Consider the following 17,514-nt stretch of genomic DNA (forward strand, 5'->3'; position numbering starts at 1 on the left):
GATTGTACCTTGCTTTTCTAGTAAGAAAAATCAGAGCCTGCGCCCTGATTTTTAGGATTATTTCAAGTTTTGAACGACTTTTACAAGATTTTCGACAGTAAAGCCATATTCTGCCAATACTTTTGGTGCTGGGGCAGAAGCTCCGAAGGTATCAATACCAAGAACAGCACCATCTAGACCAACATATTTGTACCAGTTTTGACTTGCACCCATTTCGACTGCAATACGACGGCGAACTGCATTTGGAAGAATTTCTTCCTTGTATGCTGCATCTTGTTTATCAAAGACATCTGTAGATGGCATGCTGACTACGCGGACTTTTGCTCCTTGACTAGCCAATTCTTTGGCAGCCGAGACAGCAAGATTGACCTCTGAACCTGTTGCAATCAAGATAGTATCAAAGTCGGATGCATTTTCATAGACAACATAGGCACCTTTAGCAACCTTGTCGAAGTCCGTTCCTTCTTCGACAGTCAAGTTTTGACGTGTCAAGACAAGGGCAGTTGGCGTTTTCTCACTTGTCACTGCAAGATACCAAGCTGCTTGAGTTTCACGCGCATCTGCTGGACGGAAAACATTTAGATTTGGCATAGCACGAAGACCTGCTAAATGCTCAACTGGTTCGTGCGTTGGGCCATCTTCCCCAACTGCAATTGAATCGTGAGTAAAGACATAAGTCACAGGAAGACCTTGCAAGGCTGACAAGCGGACAGCTGCCTTCACATAGTCAGAGAAGACGAAGAAAGTTCCACCGTATACACGAAGTCCACCATGAAGAGCCATCCCGTTCAAGATCGTTCCCATTGCAAATTCACGAACACCAAACTGAATGTTGCGGTTCAAGCGATTGGCATCATCTTGAAGTCCATCAGTCTTGATATAAGTCATGTTTGAGTGAGCTAGGTCAGCTGAACCACCCAAGAAAGTTGGTAACTTAGCTGCCACAACATTCAAGGCATCTTGGCTTGAATTACGAGTTGCTTGAGAGAAGCCATTTTCTAAAGCTGGGAAGTCTGCTGGAGTCACTTCAACTGGATCATGTCCATCAATAATAGCTTCTACTTCTGCTGCCAGTTCTGGATGAGCTTCTTTATAATCAGCAACTAATTTTACCCAAGCTTCATAAGCTGATGCGCCACGGTCTGCAACATGTTCTTTGAAATCAGCATATACTTGTTCTGGGATTTCAAACGGATCGTAGTCCCAACCGAGAGCTTGACGAGTTGCTGCAGTTTCATCTGCTCCAAGAGGAGCACCGTGTACGGCATTAGTTCCTTGTTTATTTGGAGAACCGTATCCAATAACAGTCTTCACTTCAATCAAAGATGGCTTACCTGAAGCTTTAGCTGTCTCGATAGCAGCATGGATTGCTTCTAAATCTGTTCCATCTTCAACCAAGGCTGTATGCCAACCGTAGGCATTGTAACGGTCACGAACACTCTCTGTAAATGAATCCTTTGTCTCACCATCCAAGTTGATGTCATTTGAATCGTAAAGAACAACCAACTTGTCCAGTTTTTGCAAACCTGCGTATGAAGCTGCCTCACTTGAAACACCTTCCATCAAGTCTCCGTCTCCACAGATAACATAAGTATAGTGGTCAAAGATATTGTAGCCTTCACGGTTATATTTGGCTGCCAAGAAACGTTCTGCTTGGGCAAAACCAGTGGCAGTTGAAATCCCTTGACCTAGAGGACCTGTCGTAGCATCAATCCCTGCTGTATGACCAAATTCTGGGTGACCTGGTGTTTTTGAACCCCATTGACGGAAGCTCTTGATCTCATCCATACTGACATCTTCAAAACCAGAAAGGTGAAGAAGGGCATAAAGAAGCATTGAACCATGGCCTGCTGAAAGAATAAAGCGGTCGCGGTTAATCCAGTTTGGTTTAGCTGGATTGATACGAAGTTGTTTTGTAAAGAGGCTGTAAGCCATCGGAGCCGCTCCCATAACCACACCTGGGTGACCTGAGTTGGCTTTATTGATGGCGTCAATACCTAGGAAACGGATTGCATTAACAGATAGATTTGACATAGAATTTCCTTTCTATTTGAGGTGATTATTAGATCACACATTCTATTTTACTATTATATGAAAAAATACATAGAATAGCAATTAAACAATTCGACGCTAGATAAGTCATCTATTTTCTACTCTCTGGTCGCCTGATAGTAGGGAAACAAGCGATCATAAGCTTCTTCTAATTTTTCTAAAATAACTTCTAATGATTGATTTTCTATAAAAGAAACATCTGCCTTAACTAAAACTTTTCGGATTTCTTGACTTCCTACCTTCTCGACTAAGACCTGACGATTTTCTTCGTTCGCATCCCATCTTTGACTTTGACCATCAGAGTAGGCTAGATAATAAATCCCTTTAGCGGTTGGAATTTCTAAAACTTTAGCCTGCTTGCCTAGAGTCTGCTCATCCTTCTTGCGCTCAATGAAACTGACCTCTAAGGAAATACCAAAATCAGTAGATGTCCCGTACAAACGAAGAGCCATCATAGGTTCTGTCACTTTTCCGTCTCTCTGTAGATAAACCCAAAAATGTGGTCGCAAACGCTGGGCCTGATTCATCCACTGACTAGTCTGTTGGAGTTGCCATTCTGGATGGCTTGCTTGAAAGGCTTTAGCAAATTCTGTAAAAGCCTTTCGTGCTTCTTGACCTTTGTAGCGGAATGCCAGCATCTTCTCTCGCTCTGCTCCCGCTTTATCAGGATTACGGTACTGCAAACCAGCAAAGTCCAGATAGTCTCTTATCTTATTCAACATCAGTTTAATCTCCTCTAGCTAGCAAAAAATCAGGAGAACCCTGATTTTACTTATTCTGTATCTACAACGACATAGCGATTTGGCTCATCACCCTCAGAGTAACTAGTCACCCCATCCATACGTGAAATAATACGATGGATAATCTTGCGCTCGCTATTTGACATTGGATCTGTTTGTCGGCTGCGACCTTCTTCTAAAACACGAGTCGCCAATTTTTGCGCATAGGTCTGCAAGACTTCTGCACGGTGTTCAACATAATCATTAACATTAATAGTAATGTAGAAGGTTCTTGAATAGCGGTTATAAAGATAATTTTGAGCCAACAGTTGCAAGGCCTTCAAGACTTTACCATGGTAGCCAATAATACGACCTGGTTCGTTGGTGTCAATTTGTAGATTGATGCTACGACGGTTATAATCATTTGAAAGTGTGGCCTCAACATCCATATCATCAATAATCGTTTGAACATAAGTCGTTACTTCTGTAGCTACTTGTTCAATATCAAAGCTCGATTCAATTTTTAACCCCAAATCCTCTAGCTCTTGTCTTTCAGTTTGCTCTACTTCATTTGCGACAGCAGAAACCGCTAATTCTTCTTGACTAGATTCTTCAAGTTGTAGTTCATTTAAAATCTCAATGTGACCAGTTTCTTCTAAGATAGTGCTAGCATGTCTTTCATGTTTTAAGATTTCAGCCTTGACTTCATCAGAAATACCCTGACCTTCCTCTTCAATCTTTTTAATTGCCTCTACAACATGACCCAAATCAACGGTTGCTTCACTGACCGTTTTAACCGGTTCATTTTGTTCGTTAATTTCTCTAGGAACACCCTTGACAGCTTGTTGATTTGCTTTAATAACAGTTGTTTCACTAATAGCTTCAATATCAACCTGGGCTGGTTTTTTACCAAATAAACCAAGAAATCCATTTTTTTCACGAGAAATGACTTTGATGTGAGCCTTCATTCTTGGAATAGCTAACTCTTTCAATCCTTTCTGGATTGCTTCTTCAACAGTTGAACCTGTAAATACTACCATTACCAGATCCCTCCTTATTATTTCGTTTTCTGAGCCTTTTTCTTGGCTTTTCTTTTTCTATTTTCCAAATCTTTCTGTGCCTGTACTACAGCCTCGCGCTCTGCGATAATCTTAAATGGATTGTTCAAGAAATAGGTTTGCAAGACTTGATAAGCATTGGACACTGCCCAGTAGAGCGCTACTCCGCTCGGAGCATAAACCCCAAAGATAAAAATCAAGACTGGAATCCCATACATCATCGCAGTCGTAGCACCATTACGCTCAGACAAGGCTTTGTTGGACAACCAAGTACTTAAAAAAGTAAATACTGCTGCTAAAATCGGAAGAACAAGGGTTGTATCCACACCACCAAGGTTAATCCATAAGAAATGACCTGTCTTTAAAAAGTCAACTCTTGATAGAGCTTGGAACAAGGCTAAGATAACCGGCATCTGAATCAAAATCGGCCAAAGAGAATCTGACTGTCTGACACCCATTTCTTTAAAGACTTTACGCATTTCCTGCTCTAGCTTGGTTCTGCTTTCCATATCTCGACCTGGATATTGTTCTCTAAGCGCCTTAATACGTGGTTGAGCTTCCTGCATTTTTCTGGAAGCCACCATTTGCACTTGAAAGACTGGCAAGAGCAGTGTACGAATCAAGACCGTAAAGAGAATAATCCCCACTCCGATACTGATATCAAACGATAAAAAGCGAATAATTTCTGCAAAGAAGTAAACAAATTTACTCCAAAAATCAGCCGAATTGGCTGTAATATCGCTAGTTGTCCCATTAGTCGCACAAGCTGTCATGATCAATAGAGACAGTCCTAGCAAACTAGTCAACTGTAGTTTCTTTTTCACTCCCATTTCCTTCCTGGTAAATCTTTGATAATTTTAATACGTGGAGTAGATTTTTCTCCATCTCTGCGTATCCCAAGGTTTCAACCCCTTTTCGAGCAATGACAACAAAATCGACGTTTTCTTCCAGACTCCCTTTTACATTCTGGATAATATGTCGGATTCGTCGCTTGATTTGATTTCTAGTGACCGCATTCCCCAGTTTTTTGCTGACTGATAGACCTACTCGAAAATGGTTTTTCTGGTTTTCTAACTGGTAGACAACAAATTTGCGATTAGCAAAACTTGTCCCCTCCTTGAAAATCGCCTTAAAATCTTTCTCTCTTTTTACACGAAAGCTTTTCTTCAAAACTCAACTCCATCTATTAAATTACTACTATTATACCATATTTTTCAAAAAAGCCAATCATAGCAAGGTTTTGGACAATTTCATCAGAAAAAGAAGCTGGAAAATCTCTTTCCCAACTCCTTGTACTAAATACTTTTTCTAGTTTTACTTATTTTTCAAGCGTTCAACGTCACGAGCAATGACTAATTCTTCATCTGTTGGAATAACCAAGACACGGATTTTAGCTGCGTCGGTTGAAATATCTCCCGTCACTCCAAAGACGTTCTTTTCAGGATCAACGTCACAACCAAACCAAGAGATACCTGAAATAACATCTTCACGTACATCGGTTGCATTTTCTCCTACACCCGCTGTAAAGATAATAGCATCTGCACCATTTAGGACTGCAAGGTACTGCCCAATATGTTTTTGGATACGGTCAATATAGATTTCATATGCTAAGGTAGCATCATAGTCTCCTTCTTTTTTAGCAGCAATCACATCACGCATATCACTAGACTGTCCTGAAACTCCCAGGAGTCCTGACTCACGATTGAGAATATGGCTAATAGCCTCTGGCGTATTAAAGTCCTCTGTATATTGCATTAGGTAAGGAATGATAGCTGGGTCAATATCTCCTGTACGAGTTCCCATCATCACACCACCAAGTGGAGTGAATCCCATTGAAGTATCCACAGATTGACCACCCTTAACAGCTGTAATAGAAGCACCATTACCGATGTGGCAAGTAATCAATTTTAAGTCTTCTAATGGACGTCCCAAGAGTTTTGCAGCTTCTCCCGCTACAAACTGGTGGCTTGTACCGTGGGCACCATATTTACGAACCTTGTTTTCTGTGTAATATTTTGTTGGTAGAGGGTAGCGATAAGCTTTCTCTGGCATACTTGTGTGGAATGAAGTATCAAAAACAACTACACTGGTAATATCTGGCAACAATTCCTTGAAGGCACGAACACCTGCTGCATTGGCTGGGTTATGGAGAGGAGCCAACAAACTCAACTCTTCAACTTTTTCTAAAACATCTCCCTCAACAACTGTCGATTCTTTGAAATATTCTCCACCGGCAACAACACGATGTCCAACACCTGTAATCTCATCATAAGCCTTGATAATATCGAAACGAATCAAGTCATCCAATAAGATTTTAACAGCTTGTGTGTGATTTTCGATATCCAAAATTTGTTGTTCAGAACGGCCATCAAATTTTACAGTTGAAATTGAATCTTTCAAACCGATACGTTCAATCAAGCCTTTGGCTAACACTGTTTCCTCGGGCATTAAGTATAATTGCCATTTCAAACTTGAACTTCCTGCATTGATTGCAATTGTTTTTGTCATAACAAGACTCCTCTTTTAAGCGTTTTCAACTATTATAACAAAATCTATTTTATATTTCAGTACCTTGAGTCCATTTTTGAAAATTTTCTTTAAATTTCATTAAAACACTTGCATCTTGCAAGCTAGCAAGTGGATAAATAAAAGGCTCTACTGCTATTTCACTTTTCTTCTGTAAGATAAAAATGGTCTTGGATTGTTTAGCACTGGCAAAGAGATTTTCAGGCAAACTAATCATGGCAGTCAGACTTGCCTCCTCTTTCAACCAGCCTTTCAACAAATCGCTTTGAGGGCTGGTCAACAAATCACTCGGAGCGAGAAAAATAGCGTATCCGTCTGACTTGAGATACTTAAGTCCTTGTTCCATGAGCAAGTGATGGGCGTAGGTATGTTCTTGACTAGAAGCAACTTGATGGCGCGACGCAACGGCATCATCAGGATAATAGCCGACAGGCAAGTCGCTGATGACCACATCGCTTTCTTTGAGCATTTGTGGACGAACAGCATCTCCTTGGACAAAACCAGCCTGCAAACCAATTACATCTGCCATGCTAGCTGCCAAATCAATCAGCAAATCATCCACTTCCATTCCCAAGTAATCCACCTTTTTATCAAGCGAGGTCAAGAAAGTAGCCCCCAGAATCCCCATCCCGGAACCCATTTCGAGGATAGTGATTTCCTCCTCTTTAAACAATTCTTCCACAATAAACACCAAAAGTAAAGCAATGGCATCTGGCGTAAACTGGTGATTGGCCTGTAGGGGCTCTGTCTGCCCAGCCTTCATCAAGAGAAACTGGTAGGTCTTGAGCCATTCTTCTTTGCGAAGTGCTAAACGCTTAAGGGCTTGATTGTTCTCCTTGACCTGCTCTAACTCAGTTTCACCATCCAGATAAATGCTGTTTTGCTCCACCAGGGCGTCATAAAAGTTGGTCGCCAAATCACTTTGAATGACTTGGACATTCTCTAGTAAATAGGTATAAGCTTGTTCAATTTTTTCAAAATCCATATTCCTATCTTATCAAATTTCCCTTCTTTTTTCCATCCTTATAGAAAAATCACTCCCTGACTAGGCGAGTGATTTTTGGGCTACTGTTAAAAAGAGTTCTGAGTAATTTCCTTGAAACAGGTCTTCAGCGCTATAGAGAATCTGACTATGCACAGATGAAAAACCGTGCTGAATTAGCTTGTTTTCCAGTTCAGCTAAATCAAATCCATGATGGTTAGCTTCTGTCTTGGTAAAATCAGCAAGGAAGAGTTGTCCATCTTCCTTCAAATGTTGATGAAACAGTGAGAGAGTCGCATCCAAATCAGGCATATGGTGAAGAACACGACAAACAACAATGAGATCAAACTCTTGCTCCAAGGGATTTGCCAGTAAATCTTGCTCCAAAAACTGGATATTCTTAATTTCTTGCTGCTCCGCTTTCAAGCGAGCTTGCTCCAGCATTTTCTCAGAAATGTCTATAAGAGTGACTGATTTAGCCTGCTTGGCTAGGGGCAAGGCTAATAGCCCCGTCCCTCCACCAAAATCCAGAATTTCTTTGTCTGATGGAGCATCAAGCTGTTTCTCGACTGCTTGACAAACCAAGTTTGCAAGGAAAATGTTTTTAGGGGAGTCAAAAGTTTCTGCTTTGTGGTTAAAATCATGTTTCATATTTTTAGTTTAGCACAAAGTAGTTTGATTGGCTAGAAATTCCTTTTCTTTTCAAGCTTCTTTTCTGATTTTTTCTTCTCCACTTTTTCGCTTGAATCGGTCGCTAACTCTTCCTTTTTATCTCTTTTCTCTTCTTTTATTTTGATGGAAGGAAAGATGAACTCATATTGACTCTTAGGCATACGAACCCTTGTCACTAAGCTTGTTTTCTTATTTTGATAGCTCACCTGACCTAGATTAAAGGACTGTTCCCCACTTTCTTGCTCAACCTTATCTTTGGTTCGCTTGGCCATGGCAAAAGCAACCAACTTTTCTTTATTTAAAGCATAGTCTTGATAGTGGGCGACTTGTCGGTTCAAGTAAAATTGTAACAAAAGACTAAAGATAGCTGCTATGGTTACCGCATAGAGAAGGACTCCTGCCTTAACTTTTTTCTTTTTCCACACGATAGATGAACTCCCTCTCTAAGCCTTTTTGGAACTGGAAACGAAAACGAACCAGTTGATTGTCCTCTGTAATCTGCGCAGATTTGAGTTCATAAACCATAGGCTGATAACCCCGTCCACTGGCATCTGTTTTACGAAAATCGTCTGACTTGGACTTACCGATAGCGATGTCCTTGCCATCTTGCTTCATATAAATGCGATTGCCTTCCACTTTTTCAAACTGCGAACGGTCTAATTCTGCCTCCAACTGGTCCACAAACAAGAGCCACTCCTTTTGCTCGCTTTGTTGCTGGTAGCGAACTTCTGAAATGAGGAGCTGGCTCATAGCTTGAAAAAGGAGTAGGCTCCCACTGATGACAATAAGGGCAATTAGGGATTCCAACAAGGTGAAAGCCTTGACCTTATGGCTCTTTGATCGCCAACAACTGTTCTGAACCATGGTAGACCTCCAATCCCTTTTCACTAGAAAACACCTGAATCTCAACTCCATTGATGTTTACCTGATTTTGACCTGTCTGCAGTGCCATCTTAGCGACACGCACAACTTCTTCTTTCTGCAAGATTTTTGCTTCTTCTTGCCTATTTTTCTGAATTTGTCCCAAAAGAAGGGTAGCAATACTGGCAAAGATAGCTAGAGCGACTACTGCTTCCAGTAAAATCACTGCCCTAATTTTTTGTTTCCTTAATGCGTTTAATTTTTCCATTTCCTAAATATAATTGATAACGAATCGCTCCTTTGCTGGTCTGAAATTCAACCTTAGCCAGGGACGAATTGCCCCCAGCTCGGTCAAATGTAATACTTTGTCCCGATGGTGCTTGAATTCCTTTAGGAACTGTCAGCTTTTGACTGTCATTGCTAATGGTCTGCTCATCTAAATTCAGACTAATCTTTTGCTGACTGGCTACACTGCGTTTTTGAGTTTCCCGATAGAGTTCTTCAAACTCCATAAAGAAAATCTGCTCCTCTACCGCCGCAAAAGTGGACTGGACAGAGCCAGATAAGCCCAAGGCAAGGATACTCACAAGTCCTAAAACCAAGAGACTTTCCAGCATGGTAAAAGCCTTAATCTGAAACACTTTGACTGGTATTTTGTTTAGCATGGTATTCTTTATAAGCTTTAGCCTGTTCTTCTGTGATTCGCCCATCTGCTTGTAACTTACTTAGGCTAGCATCTTCATTTTTATCCAAGCTATAAAGCTCTGCCTGGCTTTCTACCACCTTAACAACAGCAGCTTTCCCTTTGTCGTTGACTGCTTCTTTTTGCTTGGTCAGATTAGGTACAAAGAGTAAGAGAAGCACGCTGATGATGAGCAAGACCACCAACATTTCCACAAGTGTGAAAGCTTTAACCTTAGCTTTTTTCAAGAATGTCATCATTTTTTTCATTTTAAAAATTTACCTCCATATTTTGATACATGGGCATGAGCATTGCCGCATAAAGTAAAACGATAATCAGAGCCACAAAGATAAAGACCAGTGGCTGCACCAAATTCATGGTGCGATTGACTCGGGTAAAAAAGGATTCCCAAGTTTTTTCAGCATAGATTTCCAACTCACTCCCCAGCTTAGACTTGACTTCCCCATACTCGATGATGAGACTCAATTCCTTCCTAAAGAAAGGATAGGTTCCTATCGTCTGAGAAAATTCCTGACCATTTTGGAGAGCATGAGCCAGATCTTGACCGATTTCTTTAAAGAGTTGGGAACCTTGTTCCTGCATGATATGAAAAATCTGCGTCAACTCCATCCCCTGCGAAATCATATTCCCCCATTCACGCGCATAATAAGCTGTCAGATAAGTTTGAACGAAGATACCAAAGAAGGGAATTCTGGCCAAGATAGAAAAGACACGCATCTTTGAACTTCTTTTATAAAAAATTAGTGCTAAAAGGGCAAGCAGAGAAACAAACCCTACCATGCCTAGAAAGATTTGTGGGAGATTGCCGATAATTTGGGTGGCAATATTACTACTATCCAGTTGTGGTAGTAGGTAATTACGCAGTCCCAGCATGATTAAGAGAAGAAATCCCAGTAAAATCAAGGGATAGGTCGCTACTTCAATTAATTTTTTCTTGACCTTGGCCAGATTGTCTAGATATTCTTCTATCTTTTCCAAACTCAAGTGGAGATTTCCATGAACTTCAGCTAGGGATAACTGAGTGACAATGGCACTTGAAAATCCCAAACTTTCCATCATTTCTGAGAATGATTTTCCCTGAGACAAGCCTGTACGCATCTGGGTCACACACTGCTTGTCCAACAAGGCACTCCTATCTAAAAAGGAGATGGTCTCCACCAGATGAAAACCGCTGGAAAAGAGATTGTTAAATAGGGTGATGATATTTTTTTGCTTAGCTGTAGCTAATTTTTTCCGTTTCAGCTTGAAGGCTTGTGATATGTCCATCTTTAAGAAGCTGGTCAATCTGTTTATTCCAGCTAGTTGGCTGGTGTTCTTGATAGTCTTTGTTTGCAAAGTCAACGATTCCTCCTCCCCCGATTAATCTCTGGTAGCAGACTCCCTGCAGAACGACTGCCAATTCCTCCTCACTCACACCCAACTCCAACAGGCGCTCATAAACACCTCTAATACTCTTGGCATGAATGGTTGAAAAGACTGTCGCACCTGTCAAACTAGCTCTGACCACTGCACGCGCCGTTTCGCTGTCACGAATTTCTCCGATAATCAAGAGATCAGGACGATGCCGTAGGGAAAGCTTAATTAGATTTTCATAGGTTAGCCCGATTGCTTCGTTCAACTGCAACTGAAGCATGTCGTCCTGCTTGATTTCAACAGGATCTTCGATGGACATGACTTGCTGTCCTTTAAATATTGATTTAGCCAATTCGTGCATCAAGGTTGTCTTACCACTGCCGACTGGACCAGCAAAAAGATAGAGTCCCCGTTGCCTGTACTGCTTATCCAGTTCTCCAATATCCTGAAACCAAAAATGTAAATCTTGCTCCTCATCGTGCAACAAGCGAATGACTAAACTCTCATGTCCTCGATAATCGCCTACAGTAGATAGACGTAGAGATGCCATCTTCTGGTCATAGGCATAATCACAGGAACCAAGTTGACTACGTCGCTTTTCTCCTACATTCATACCCGCCACAAACTTAAAGTGACTGATGACTGCCGCAAATTTTTCAAAATCATAACAACCAATTTTACAGCGCTCGTCTCCTACCCTCATATGAAGCTCATAGGCGTCTAACTTGGGGACAAAATAAATGTCTTGCGCCCCTTTTTTCCGGGCCGAACGAATGATTTCTTGTGCAATTTCTTGAACCATACTTACCTCCTCACCTATACTATTCGCAAAGATTTGGAAAAATAAAAAAAGCAACTCCAAAAAAGTTACTTTTCCTCTATTTTAATTTCATACGGCAAGAACGGTGCCTTTCCTTACCTGTTTGTTTTTCATAGCCTGGGCGTAGTTTTTCATCTGGAATAACCTGCTCATCCTGCAAAAGAGCCAAAGAATGGTATTGTTGTAAATACTCATCACATTCATCACACCAGCGTTGGTCTTCTGGGTCCCAAAAAATGGTCATCAAGTCACTTCTACTTTTATAAAGAGGGGATTCTTGTTCCAATCTAAACCAGCAAGTTTTGTAGTATTTGAGAGCATCATAATACTGGTCAAATTTTCTACTTGCTACAATATCTTCTTCCCAACCTTCTAAGAACCACCAAGGTTCAAAATCTCCGTACATTTCTATAACACGATACATATTCATTCATTCCTTTGTACCGTATATTATAACCAATTCCGCCAGACAAGGAAAGAAATATGCTCATTTCTTAATTTCTTGATAAAAAATCCAGCCATCTTATGATGACTGAATTTCTATTTGCTTGTGTTCCAAAATCTTGTCACTACCTAGGCTTCAGAAATATCGTTTTCGATAATGACCTTGATTGCATGGTGGTCTGCTGCCTTACTGAAAACTTCATAGGCTTTTTCAATTTCACTGAGTTTGAAATAGTGAGTTACCAATTTTTCTGGTTCAATCTTATGACTTTCAAGTGCTTTCAACAATTGTGGAGTGGTATTTGTAGATACCAAACCAGTTGTTACATTGATGTTGCGAATCCAAAGTTTATCCAAATCGAATTCAACTGGTTTACCATGTACACCACAGTTGGCAACTGTTCCGTCTACACCGATAATCTTTTGACAGAAATCAAATGTTGCAGGAATACCAACAGCTTCGATAGCAACATCTACACCACGACCATCTGTCAAATCATAAATTTCCTTAATGGCTTTTTCAGGGTCTGAAGAATTAACCTTATGAGTCGCACCGAATGATAAAGCAGTTTCCAAGCGGTTATCGTCTAAGTCCACCATAATCAATTTAGCTGGCGAGTAGAATTAATCTGCCACAGTATATTGAATCTAGAATAGTGCGTTATAGGTGCTAAAATGTTTCTATACATTAATTTGACTTTCCTAATCAATTTGTTCAGATTTCATTTCATATCACTATAAAAGAGAAGCCAATTCAACTGGTCCTGAATCAATAATAGATACGCTGCAAGCAGGTTCTACTTTTCCTTTATAATAAAATTGTAATCCTTTTCATTTATTTGTTCAAGTTTTTGTGATTTTTTTAACTTTTTCATTTATCGGTAAAGCAATGTAGATAAAAAAGCAGAAGCTAGTCTCTAACTTCTGCTTCCTCTCTTATGCTTGGTAACGTTTCTCACCATCTAGGTAAGTTGCTACCAATTCCAAATCTTTATCTAGTACGATAAAGTCTGCGTCATAGCCTTCACGGATTTGTCCACAAACATCATCGATGTGAACAGATTTAGCTGGGTTTAGACTGGCCATCATGACTGCTTCGTGTGGAGAGGCAATGTTCCAGTCGACAACATTTTTCAAACCATCTTTGAGTTTGAGAATAGAACCTGCCAAGTTACCTGTCGATTTGAGGCGAGCAGTTCCATTGGCAACTACTACTGGGAATTCTCCCAACATGTAGTCACCGTCTTCCAATCCACCAGCTGTCATACAGTCTGTGATAAGAGCAATATTTTCTGTTCCTTTTTGTTTGATAAGGATTTCACAGGCTTTTGGATCCACGTGGTGACCATCACAGATCAACTCTGCATAGGTATGTGGCAATTGATACATGGCTCCAACCATACCCAGTTCACGATGCGTCAACCCACGCATTCCATTGTAGGCATGTACCCAAACACTAGCCCCAGCATCTACTGCCTTTTTAGCTTGTTCAAATGTCGCATCTGAGTGTCCAAGAGCAACCGTCACACCTTCGCCCGTAACCGTACGAACAAAGTCTTCTACACCTTCACGCTCTGGCGCAAGGGCAATTTTATTTAGCAAACCATTTGCTGCTTTTTGCCAAGCACGAAACTCATCCATGCGAGGATCTTTCATGTAAGCAGGGTTTTGAGCCCCCTTGTATTTCTCTGTGAAATAAGGCCCTTCAAAATAGATACCACGAATCTTAGCTCCAGTTGCTTCCTGATAACGAGCACCGATATTTTCTGTTACCGCAAGCAATTGTTCGTAAGAGGAAGTCAAGGTTGTTGGTAAGAAGCTGGTCACTCCCATGCTGAGGAGTCCTTCACTCATGGTATGAAGGGTACCTTCGATGTTATTATCCATGACATCCACACCACCAAATCCATGAATGTGGGTATCCACAAGTCCTGGCGCAATGCTGTATCCTGTATAGTCAATGACCTCTGCTCCTTCAGGAATTTGTTCTACATGTTTCCCAAACTTGCCATCTACAAGTTCCAAGTAACCACCTCGACGAACTCCGTGTGGGTAGAAAAACTGATCCGCTTTAATATAGCTAGGCATAATGTTAACCTCCTTAAAAGATTGATTCTATAATTTATTATGTCAATTACATTATAAACCTTTCTTTTTTATTTGTAAATGGTATAGACCTATTTTCTAGAGATATTTTAAAAGAGCTGGATTTCTCCAACTCTTCTCTTTTTAAATACAAGTTATTTAGATTTGACTGGTTTGTCTTGAGCTGTTTGCAAGGCTGTGGCAATGGTATCTGCATACAATTTTGCTCCTGCTTCAATCTTACTATTGTCACTTCCAAAATGGACTTGGTCTGTTCCTGCCCAGATTTCTGGATGCTCCTTAGCAGCTTGATTCCAATCTGCTATCGTGATGTAAGGAGTCTTCTCTGCCAATTCTCTCATATAGGCAGCAGCCTTCTCAACGATGGCATAGGTCTCTTTTGTCTTATCTCCCTCATAAGGAGTCACTAAAATCATATGATGGCCCTTAGGAAGATTTTTCACGATACTGTCCCAATCTTCCTTGTAATTTTCAGGATTATTTACCCCAGTTGCAATAACTACCATCTTTGGTAGAAATTTATTCTGCCCATTATTTAGCATGATTTCATTGGCGGTCTTAGTTGTCCTGCTAACTTGTGCATTAATCTGTGCTCCTGGAAGGGCTGTCTGCAGGGCTGTATTTGCCCTTAAAGCCACTGAGTCACCAATTAACATAGTGCCATCAGCAATTCCTAAACTATCAGCTTCTGCTCGTTCTGCCATCACCTTGGTCTGGCCAATATTTGTTGCAGCTTGCTTCAAACCATTGACAGTCAAATCTGTCTCAAACGCTCCCACTTGTGGTGCCAGCAAAGTCACTAAGAAGACAATGAAGGCTAAGATTCCTGTACTTGTTGCAAGAATTGCGTGAATATAAGGCAGGGGACGAAGGGTTTGTAAAATAGGTGTGTTCTTACCTGCAATCCAAGGTTCCAATACATAAAATGAAAGACTGGCAAATCCATAAGAACAAATCAAAGTCAGTAACACAGCAAAAAGATTTGAGGTCAACTGTGAGAATATGATATAGAAAGGCCAATGGAAGAGATAAACCGCATAGCTAGTATCTGCTAAAAAGCTAATCATCTTTGGCTCCTGCACGTTAGGTGTCTTTTCATGTAAGACACGCGCTGCAAGGATCATAGCAAGGGCTGCAAGGCTGGCAAGCAAGAAGCCAATAAGATAGGCAAAGAGATAGGTAAATTTGACAAAGAAGGTCAAAATGAGTAGGAAGCCAAAACCTCCTCCAAAAATCAATAGGGTCTTGCGTAAATCCCAGATTTTATCCAACTGCTTAACTAGGGAAGTAGTCTGACGAACGCCTACGATAGTTGCTAGGATACTTCCCAAAAAGAATGGATAGACATGAGTCAAACTGGAGAAGTAAACAGAGGAATAAGAGGTTACTAGAAAACTACCAATAAACATGGAGAAGAAACTAATCAAGAAGGCAGCAGCTGATAAGAGAAAAACCATCCCCTTCAACTGACCATTTGATTTAGCCTGTTTGGATAAGAACCAAACTGCCAAGCCCCAGAGGATGTAGTAGTGCACCTCAACGGCCAAGCTCCAATTATGAACAAACAAATGAGGAATGAACTGAGATTCATAACTCCCACCTGTTAGGAGTTCATAGAAGTTGGTCATAAAGCCTAAGACACCCGCAATCTGACCGCCAATTCCAGCAACATAGTCTTGGCGAACTAGGAAGGTAAAGGGCATGGTTACCAAGACCATCAAAACCACAGGTGGCACAATCCGATAAAAACGTCTTCTAAAAAATCCTATCAAATCAATCTCATAGTTTTTAGAAAATTCTTCGATAAGTAGAGCCGTAATCAGAAATCCTGAAAATGTGAAAAAGACATCTACCCCGAAAAAACCTCCAGGAAAGATGGTCTGAAAGAAATGATACAAGAGTACCAGTAGTAAACCTGTAATCCTTATCAAGGAAAACCATTTAATGCGCATACGAGTTTATTCTCCCTTTCATTGTACACTTTATTCTATCAAAAAAAGAAGAAAAATCCCAAGAGAAAACTTAGGATTTTTAGCTTATATCAATTCCATTTTAGAAATTACGTCCTGACTTATTATAGCCATATTTTTCAACAAAATACTCACGGAATTCCAAGAGATTGTCATCCATGATGGCTTGTCGCACTTGCTTCATCAGGTTAAGCAAGAAGTAAAGATTGTGGTAGCTAGTCAAACGGATACCGAAAGTTTCATCAGCTTTGAGGAGGTGACGAAGGTAGGCACGTGTATAGTTCTTACATGTGTAGCAATCACACTCAGGATCCAGTGGCGTAAAGTCCTCAGCAAACTGAGCATTTTTGACAACCAAACGTCCTTGACTGGTCATACAGGTACCGTTACGAGCGATACGAGTCGGCAAGACACAGTCAAACATATCCACCCCGCGAATCACTCCATCGATCAAACTATCTGGCGCTCCCACACCCATCAGATAGCGAGGTTTGTTTTCAGGTAACAGTTGGGTTGTGAAGTCCAAAACCGCATTCATCTCCTCGTGGGTTTCTCCCACTGCCAAACCACCGATAGAGTAGCCTGGGAAATCCATGCTGACAAGGTCATGAGCTGATTGGCGACGCAGGTCTTCAAATCCTGCTCCCTGCACAATTCCAAACAAGCCTTGGTCATGCGGACGACGATGAGCCTTCAAACCACGCTCAGCCCAACGGCTGGTACGCTCAATTGATTTCTTAACGTAGTCATAAGGTTGATAAAACTGAGGACATTCGTCAAAGGACATCATGATGTCTGAGCCCAGATTATTCTGAATAGAGATGGCCTTCTCTGGAGACAAGAACATCTTAGACCCATTGAGATGGTTTTTAAAGGTTACGCCTTCTTCTGTGATATTGCGGCTATCTGCTAGAGAATAAACCTGAAAACCACCACTGTCTGTCAAGATTGGTTGATCCCAATTCATGAACTTGTGGAGACCACCTGCGCGTGCGATGAGTTCATCTCCAGGACGAAGCCAGAGATGATAGGTATTTGACAGGATAATTCCCGAACCCATCTCCTTCAATTCTTCAGGTGACTGAGTTTTGACAGTTGCTTGTGTCCCAACTGGCATAAACATAGGTGTCGGGAAGGTACCGTGGGGAGTGATGATTTCTCCCAGACGAGCTCCTGTGTGTTTTTCTTTCTTAATCAAACGATATTTGATTGGTGAATCTGACATTTTTTACCTCCGAAGCTGGGAAA

Annotated in this window: 19 protein-coding genes and 1 pseudogene; all 20 read right to left on the reverse strand. The window is 41.0% G+C overall.

Annotation, left to right across the window (positions count from 1 at the left end; genetic code table 11):
* Positions 1-57: 57 nt before the first annotated feature.
* Positions 58-2,034: a transketolase gene (gene tkt / locus ACORHU_RS09245; protein WP_434364417.1), complete on the reverse strand. Its 1,977-nt coding sequence runs from the start codon at positions 2,032-2,034 to the stop codon at positions 58-60.
* Between the two features lie 116 nt (positions 2,035-2,150).
* Positions 2,151-2,774, reverse strand: coding sequence for an HI_0552 family protein (locus tag ACORHU_RS09250; protein ID WP_434364418.1), 624 nt, complete (start codon positions 2,772-2,774; stop codon positions 2,151-2,153).
* A 50-nt stretch (positions 2,775-2,824) separates the two neighbouring features.
* On the reverse strand, positions 2,825-3,811 hold the full coding sequence (jag, locus tag ACORHU_RS09255; protein WP_049534711.1) for an RNA-binding cell elongation regulator Jag/EloR: 987 nt from the start codon (positions 3,809-3,811) through the stop codon (positions 2,825-2,827).
* Positions 3,812-3,828: 17 nt separating this feature from the next.
* Entirely contained in the window at positions 3,829-4,653 is an 825-nt protein-coding gene (locus ACORHU_RS09260; protein WP_434364419.1) for a membrane protein insertase YidC, read from the reverse strand.
* Positions 4,628-4,999, reverse strand: a complete 372-nt coding sequence (gene rnpA, locus ACORHU_RS09265; protein WP_261017350.1) for a ribonuclease P protein component — start codon at positions 4,997-4,999, stop codon at positions 4,628-4,630. Before rnpA ends, ACORHU_RS09260 begins: the two co-directional genes overlap by 26 nt.
* 144 nt (positions 5,000-5,143) lie before the next feature.
* The gene (locus ACORHU_RS09270) at positions 5,144-6,337 is read right to left on the reverse strand and encodes an acetate kinase (protein WP_434364420.1); all 1,194 of its coding nucleotides are present in this window, start codon (positions 6,335-6,337) and stop codon (positions 5,144-5,146) included.
* Between the two features lie 49 nt (positions 6,338-6,386).
* Entirely contained in the window at positions 6,387-7,340 is a 954-nt protein-coding gene (locus ACORHU_RS09275; RefSeq protein ID WP_434364421.1) for a class I SAM-dependent methyltransferase, read from the reverse strand.
* Between the two features lie 60 nt (positions 7,341-7,400).
* Positions 7,401-7,988, reverse strand: a complete 588-nt coding sequence (locus tag ACORHU_RS09280; RefSeq protein WP_434364422.1) for a class I SAM-dependent methyltransferase — start codon at positions 7,986-7,988, stop codon at positions 7,401-7,403.
* Between the two features lie 32 nt (positions 7,989-8,020).
* Positions 8,021-8,434, reverse strand: coding sequence for a competence type IV pilus minor pilin ComGG (gene comGG / locus ACORHU_RS09285; protein ID WP_434364423.1), 414 nt, complete (start codon positions 8,432-8,434; stop codon positions 8,021-8,023).
* Positions 8,412-8,873, reverse strand: a complete 462-nt coding sequence (gene comGF, locus ACORHU_RS09290) for a competence type IV pilus minor pilin ComGF (protein ID WP_434364424.1) — start codon at positions 8,871-8,873, stop codon at positions 8,412-8,414. Before comGF ends, comGG begins: the two co-directional genes overlap by 23 nt.
* On the reverse strand, positions 8,836-9,138 hold the full coding sequence (gene comGE, locus ACORHU_RS09295; RefSeq protein WP_071478895.1) for a competence type IV pilus minor pilin ComGE: 303 nt from the start codon (positions 9,136-9,138) through the stop codon (positions 8,836-8,838). The genes comGF and comGE overlap by 38 nt, the downstream gene beginning before the upstream one ends.
* Positions 9,101-9,535, reverse strand: a complete 435-nt coding sequence (comGD, locus tag ACORHU_RS09300) for a competence type IV pilus minor pilin ComGD (RefSeq protein WP_434364425.1) — start codon at positions 9,533-9,535, stop codon at positions 9,101-9,103. Before comGD ends, comGE begins: the two co-directional genes overlap by 38 nt.
* The gene (gene comGC / locus ACORHU_RS09305; RefSeq protein WP_261125151.1) at positions 9,498-9,821 is read right to left on the reverse strand and encodes a competence type IV pilus major pilin ComGC; all 324 of its coding nucleotides are present in this window, start codon (positions 9,819-9,821) and stop codon (positions 9,498-9,500) included. Before comGC ends, comGD begins: the two co-directional genes overlap by 38 nt.
* A gap of 1 nt (position 9,822) precedes the next feature.
* Positions 9,823-10,839, reverse strand: coding sequence for a competence type IV pilus assembly protein ComGB (gene comGB, locus ACORHU_RS09310; protein WP_434365179.1), 1,017 nt, complete (start codon positions 10,837-10,839; stop codon positions 9,823-9,825).
* Positions 10,787-11,728 carry a competence type IV pilus ATPase ComGA gene (gene comGA, locus ACORHU_RS09315; RefSeq protein ID WP_434364426.1) on the reverse strand — a complete coding sequence of 314 codons (942 nt, stop codon included), beginning with the start codon at positions 11,726-11,728 and terminating at the stop codon, positions 10,787-10,789. Before comGA ends, comGB begins: the two co-directional genes overlap by 53 nt.
* Positions 11,729-11,804: 76 nt before the next feature.
* Complete coding sequence (locus tag ACORHU_RS09320; RefSeq protein ID WP_000286413.1) at positions 11,805-12,170, reverse strand: DUF1033 family protein; 366 nt, start codon at positions 12,168-12,170, stop codon at positions 11,805-11,807.
* 149 nt (positions 12,171-12,319) lie between these two features.
* Positions 12,320-12,814: pseudogene (locus ACORHU_RS09325) on the reverse strand (zinc-binding dehydrogenase); the annotation flags it as partial.
* A 312-nt stretch (positions 12,815-13,126) separates the two neighbouring features.
* Positions 13,127-14,278 carry an N-acetylglucosamine-6-phosphate deacetylase gene (gene nagA / locus ACORHU_RS09330; protein ID WP_434364427.1) on the reverse strand — a complete coding sequence of 384 codons (1,152 nt, stop codon included), beginning with the start codon at positions 14,276-14,278 and terminating at the stop codon, positions 13,127-13,129.
* 152 nt (positions 14,279-14,430) lie between these two features.
* On the reverse strand, positions 14,431-16,248 hold the full coding sequence (locus ACORHU_RS09335) for an acyltransferase family protein (protein ID WP_434364428.1): 1,818 nt from the start codon (positions 16,246-16,248) through the stop codon (positions 14,431-14,433).
* A gap of 100 nt (positions 16,249-16,348) precedes the next feature.
* Positions 16,349-17,491: a tRNA guanosine(34) transglycosylase Tgt gene (tgt, locus tag ACORHU_RS09340; protein ID WP_001285237.1), complete on the reverse strand. Its 1,143-nt coding sequence runs from the start codon at positions 17,489-17,491 to the stop codon at positions 16,349-16,351.
* Positions 17,492-17,514: the final 23 nt, after the last annotated feature.

This window comes from Streptococcus sp. KHUD_015 (assembly GCF_051106265.1).
Classification (GTDB): domain Bacteria; phylum Bacillota; class Bacilli; order Lactobacillales; family Streptococcaceae; genus Streptococcus.

What these genes read in the sequence shown, in the direction of transcription:
- ACORHU_RS09280 (WP_434364422.1), bottom strand. Translation starts at nt 7,988, where the DNA reads ATGAAACATGATTTTAACCACAAAGCAGAAACTTTTGACTCCCCTAAA.
- comGA (WP_434364426.1), bottom strand. Translation starts at nt 11,728, where the DNA reads ATGGTTCAAGAAATTGCACAAGAAATCATTCGTTCGGCCCGGAAAAAA.
- ACORHU_RS09250 (WP_434364418.1), bottom strand. Translation starts at nt 2,774, where the DNA reads ATGTTGAATAAGATAAGAGACTATCTGGACTTTGCTGGTTTGCAGTAC.
- ACORHU_RS09320 (WP_000286413.1), bottom strand. Translation starts at nt 12,170, where the DNA reads ATGTATCGTGTTATAGAAATGTACGGAGATTTTGAACCTTGGTGGTTC.
- ACORHU_RS09335 (WP_434364428.1), bottom strand. Translation starts at nt 16,248, where the DNA reads ATGCGCATTAAATGGTTTTCCTTGATAAGGATTACAGGTTTACTACTG.
- comGC (WP_261125151.1), bottom strand. Translation starts at nt 9,821, where the DNA reads ATGAAAAAAATGATGACATTCTTGAAAAAAGCTAAGGTTAAAGCTTTC.
- ACORHU_RS09275 (WP_434364421.1), bottom strand. Translation starts at nt 7,340, where the DNA reads ATGGATTTTGAAAAAATTGAACAAGCTTATACCTATTTACTAGAGAAT.
- ACORHU_RS09270 (WP_434364420.1), bottom strand. Translation starts at nt 6,337, where the DNA reads ATGACAAAAACAATTGCAATCAATGCAGGAAGTTCAAGTTTGAAATGG.
- jag (WP_049534711.1), bottom strand. Translation starts at nt 3,811, where the DNA reads ATGGTAGTATTTACAGGTTCAACTGTTGAAGAAGCAATCCAGAAAGGA.
- tkt (WP_434364417.1), bottom strand. Translation starts at nt 2,034, where the DNA reads ATGTCAAATCTATCTGTTAATGCAATCCGTTTCCTAGGTATTGACGCC.
- comGD (WP_434364425.1), bottom strand. Translation starts at nt 9,535, where the DNA reads ATGCTAAACAAAATACCAGTCAAAGTGTTTCAGATTAAGGCTTTTACC.
- comGB (WP_434365179.1), bottom strand. Translation starts at nt 10,839, where the DNA reads ATGGACATATCACAAGCCTTCAAGCTGAAACGGAAAAAATTAGCTACA.
- comGE (WP_071478895.1), bottom strand. Translation starts at nt 9,138, where the DNA reads ATGGAAAAATTAAACGCATTAAGGAAACAAAAAATTAGGGCAGTGATT.
- tgt (WP_001285237.1), bottom strand. Translation starts at nt 17,491, where the DNA reads ATGTCAGATTCACCAATCAAATATCGTTTGATTAAGAAAGAAAAACAC.
- nagA (WP_434364427.1), bottom strand. Translation starts at nt 14,278, where the DNA reads ATGCCTAGCTATATTAAAGCGGATCAGTTTTTCTACCCACACGGAGTT.
- comGF (WP_434364424.1), bottom strand. Translation starts at nt 8,873, where the DNA reads ATGGTTCAGAACAGTTGTTGGCGATCAAAGAGCCATAAGGTCAAGGCT.